Source organism: Bacteroides sp. RTP31139st1_H2_RTP31139_211217 (genome assembly GCF_040227615.1).
Lineage (GTDB): Bacteria > Bacteroidota > Bacteroidia > Bacteroidales > Bacteroidaceae > Bacteroides > Bacteroides uniformis.
Map to the genome: position 1 here is coordinate 11210 of NZ_JBCNZM010000125.1, position 3209 is coordinate 14418.

The window sequence follows — 3209 nt, forward strand, 5'->3', positions numbered from 1 at the left end:
GGCACAAGAAGTGCGTGCGGCCAATGCCGAAATACCTATTATCTTCTTGACGGCAAAAACATTGAAGGAAGATATTCTGGAAGGTTTCAAGATTGGTGCCGATGACTACATCACCAAGCCCTTCAGTATGGAAGAGCTGACTTTCAGAATTGAAGCTATCCTGAGACGTGTTCGCGGAAAGAAGAACAAGGAGAGCAACATCTATAAGATTGGTAAGTTTACATTCGACACGCAGAAACAGATTCTGGCGACTGCCGAGAAGCAGACTAAACTGACCACCAAAGAATCCGAACTGCTGGGCTTGCTTTGTGCACATGCCAACGAAATTCTGCAGCGTGACTTTGCGTTGAAGACTATTTGGATTGATGACAACTATTTCAATGCACGTAGTATGGATGTATATATCACAAAGCTTCGTAAGCACCTGAAAGAAGATGATTCGATTGAAATCATCAACATTCACGGAAAAGGATATAAACTGATTACTCCGGAAGCTGAGTCTTGATGAGACTCGGCTCCTCTGGGGGAGAGAAAATAAAAAAGGCGGTCTGCATGTATATGCTAACCGCCTTCTTTATTTCTTTTCTTTTGATATTAGTCGACAATTCTCTTGTTGATGACAATGTAGGAAATCAATCCCACTACAACCAAAACGGCAGAACTGCCCAAGATGGCATTGTTGTTAACATTGCCGGTAAAAGAACATGCAACCAGGATTACAGCTCCTATTACGACTAATATCAATCCCAGATTTTTTAATAAGCCTTTCATGTGTGTGTATTTTAATTAGATTATTATATTCTTTCGTATTCTTGTCACAAAGAAAAGCATAATTCTTTAACAAGCGAAATTATTTTTGCAAAAAATCCATATTTTAATAAAGAATGGAAGATGAGGAATGAAAAATGACGCTTCATCCCCTTGTTTTCTCCTCCCTTAATCTCTAATCCTTAACCCCTAATCCCTATATCTTAGTCCTTCGTATTGAAGAAAATCTTCCTCAGTACCTCCTGGCTCACACTGAGCTCTTCAATGGTGATGCCTTTCAAGGCTTCTTTGAGGGTCTGGTTGGCAATGACGCGCGCGCGTTCTTCCAGCTCCTTGCCGTCCTTGGTCAGATGTATCAGATTGGTTCGGCGGTCTTTCTTGTCCGATATGCGCACGACGAGATGCTGACGCTCCATATTGTCTATCAAGCGCGTCATGCTGGGCTTGTCTTTGAAAGTTGCATTACACAACTCTTGTTGCGTCACCCCGTCCTTTTCCCATAAGAAGATGAGGACGGTCCACTGTTCCGGAGTAATCTCCAAACCGTTCTGGCGGAAGTTGCGGGACAGCTTTCGGTTAATGGCAGCCGACACTTTACCGTTCAGTATGGCAAAGATAAGGCGGATATCAAAGTTGAATTGCTCTATCATGAAATTATTGTTTAAACAACTTTGCAAAGATAGTGCAAGCCGAAGACAATTCCTATATCCCTACACAAAAAAACATTAAATGTTTGTAGTTCAAAATAAAATGTCTACCTTTGCACCGCATTTTTAAAACGAATAATTTATTTATTTAATTAAACGAGTATGAATCAATACGAAACCGTTTTCATTTTGACTCCCGTTTTGTCTGATGTTCAGATGAAGGAAGCGGTAGAAAAATTCAAAGGCATCCTTACTGCTGAAGGTGCTGAGATTGTAAATGAAGAAAACTGGGGACTGAAGAAGCTGGCATATCCTATCCAGAAGAAGTCAACCGGTTTCTATCAGCTGATTGAGTTCAATGCAGAACCTACTGTCATTGAGAAACTGGAAATAAACTTCCGTCGTGACGAGCGCGTTATCCGTTTCTTGACTTTCAAGCAAGACAAGTACGCTGCTGAATATGCTGCGAAGAGAAGAAGTGTTAAATCAACTAAAAAGGAGGATTAATCATGGCACAACAAGTTCAATCAGAAATCAGATATTTAACTCCGCCCTCAGTAGACGTTAAGAAGAAAAAATACTGCCGTTTCAAAAAGAGCGGTATTAAGTACATCGACTACAAAGATCCCGAATTCTTGAAGAAATTCTTGAATGAGCAAGGTAAAATCCTTCCGCGTCGTATTACCGGTACTTCTTTGAAGTTCCAACGTCGTGTAGCTCAAGCTGTGAAGAGAGCACGTCACTTGGCGTTGCTGCCCTATGTAACTGACATGATGAAATAATAGGAGGAGGAAAGTATGGAAATTATATTGAAAGAAGACATTGTAAACTTGGGTTATAAGAACGACATCGTAACAGTAAAGTCTGGTTACGGTCGTAACTACCTCATCCCGACTGGTAAAGCTGTCATCGCTTCACCGGCTGCAAAGAAAATGTTGGCTGAAGAGCTGAAACAACGTGCTCACAAGCTGGAGAAAATCAAAAAGGATGCTGAAGAACTGGCTGCTAAGCTGGAAGGCGTATCATTGAAGATTGCTACTAAGGTTAGCTCTACTGGTACTATCTTCGGTTCTGTTGGTAACATCCAGATTGCTGAAGAGTTGGCTAAATTGGGTCACAACATCGATCGTAAGATTATCGTTGTTAAGGACGCAGTGAAAGAAGTTGGTAACTACAAGGCTATCGTTAAGCTGCACAAGGAAGTTTCTGTAGAAATTCCTTTCGAAGTAGTTGCTGAAGAAGCATAAGAAAAGACTTCATAATGATAAGGAAGCCCGGTTCTGATAAAGGACCGGGCTTTTCTATGTTCGGAGCGTATGTGTGTGAGCTTATTGAGGGATACGTAAAGCTGCGGTTATAGAGGTTTACGAATCTGAAGTAGAGGTTTACGCGCGCGGTATAGAGGTTTGGCAAGAATACTCTTGTGTCTCTTTACGAGGTTACTAATGCAAAAAAAAGAGCATATCCACTCAGGGGTATGCTCTTTGCCTTATTGTCAGCCAATAATTCTTTTAGTTTCTTGGCAATGCTTCTTTCACTACCATTTGGCGGCCTACATATTCTGCTCCATTCAGTTTGTTGATTGCTTGTTGGGCTTCAGCAGCTTCGGGCATCTCTACGAAGGCAAAACCTTTTGATCTGTTTGTATTACGGTCCATAATCAGTTTTACTGATTCTACTGTTCCATACTCTTCCATTACTTGTCTCAAATCTGATTCCCTAACGTTGTAGCTAAGGTTTCCAATGTACATATTCATAAAATACAAAAATAAAAAATTAATAATTCAATAAAGG

Annotated in this window: 7 protein-coding genes; 4 read left to right on the top strand and 3 right to left on the bottom strand. The window is 40.8% G+C overall.

Annotated elements, in window-relative coordinates:
- Window positions 1-505: response regulator transcription factor (locus tag ABUA47_RS17595; protein WP_349831835.1), on the top strand; the 505-nt coding region annotated here is incomplete at its 5' end.
- 89 nt (window positions 506-594) lie between these two features.
- On the opposite strand, the gene ABUA47_RS17600 is transcribed toward ABUA47_RS17595, so the two are convergent.
- Together ABUA47_RS17600 and ABUA47_RS17605 are read right to left on the bottom strand one after the other, a co-directional pair.
- The gene (locus ABUA47_RS17600; protein WP_005830181.1) at window positions 595-771 is read right to left on the bottom strand and encodes a hypothetical protein; all 177 of its coding nucleotides are present in this window, start codon (window positions 769-771) and stop codon (window positions 595-597) included.
- A 200-nt stretch (window positions 772-971) separates the two neighbouring features.
- Entirely contained in the window at window positions 972-1418 is a 447-nt protein-coding gene (locus tag ABUA47_RS17605) for a MarR family winged helix-turn-helix transcriptional regulator (protein ID WP_005830183.1), read from the bottom strand.
- Between the two features lie 159 nt (window positions 1419-1577).
- On the opposite strand from ABUA47_RS17605, the gene rpsF reads away from it, so the two are divergent.
- The 3 genes from rpsF to rplI are packed head-to-tail and all read left to right on the top strand — an operon-like array spanning window position 1578 to window position 2662.
- Window positions 1578-1922, top strand: coding sequence for a 30S ribosomal protein S6 (gene rpsF, locus ABUA47_RS17610; protein WP_005657357.1), 345 nt, complete (start codon window positions 1578-1580; stop codon window positions 1920-1922).
- Between the two features lie 2 nt (window positions 1923-1924).
- The gene (gene rpsR / locus ABUA47_RS17615; RefSeq protein ID WP_004288442.1) at window positions 1925-2197 is read left to right on the top strand and encodes a 30S ribosomal protein S18; all 273 of its coding nucleotides are present in this window, start codon (window positions 1925-1927) and stop codon (window positions 2195-2197) included.
- A gap of 15 nt (window positions 2198-2212) precedes the next feature.
- Window positions 2213-2662 (top strand): 50S ribosomal protein L9, encoded by a 450-nt coding sequence (rplI, locus tag ABUA47_RS17620; RefSeq protein ID WP_005830185.1) that lies wholly within the window; start codon window positions 2213-2215, stop codon window positions 2660-2662.
- A gap of 264 nt (window positions 2663-2926) precedes the next feature.
- Here rplI and ABUA47_RS17625 read toward each other — a convergent pair whose 3' ends face one another.
- Window positions 2927-3172, bottom strand: a complete 246-nt coding sequence (locus ABUA47_RS17625; RefSeq protein WP_005830186.1) for an RNA recognition motif domain-containing protein — start codon at window positions 3170-3172, stop codon at window positions 2927-2929.
- Window positions 3173-3209: the final 37 nt, after the last annotated feature.

Bases quoted from the DNA above. Each gene is read 5' to 3' on its own strand.
- ABUA47_RS17600 (WP_005830181.1), bottom strand. From the start codon at position 771: ATGAAAGGCTTATTAAAAAATCTGGGATTGATATTAGTCGTAATAGGA.
- ABUA47_RS17605 (WP_005830183.1), bottom strand. From the start codon at position 1,418: ATGATAGAGCAATTCAACTTTGATATCCGCCTTATCTTTGCCATACTG.
- rpsF (WP_005657357.1), top strand. From the start codon at position 1,578: ATGAATCAATACGAAACCGTTTTCATTTTGACTCCCGTTTTGTCTGAT.
- rpsR (WP_004288442.1), top strand. From the start codon at position 1,925: ATGGCACAACAAGTTCAATCAGAAATCAGATATTTAACTCCGCCCTCA.
- rplI (WP_005830185.1), top strand. From the start codon at position 2,213: ATGGAAATTATATTGAAAGAAGACATTGTAAACTTGGGTTATAAGAAC.
- ABUA47_RS17625 (WP_005830186.1), bottom strand. From the start codon at position 3,172: ATGAATATGTACATTGGAAACCTTAGCTACAACGTTAGGGAATCAGAT.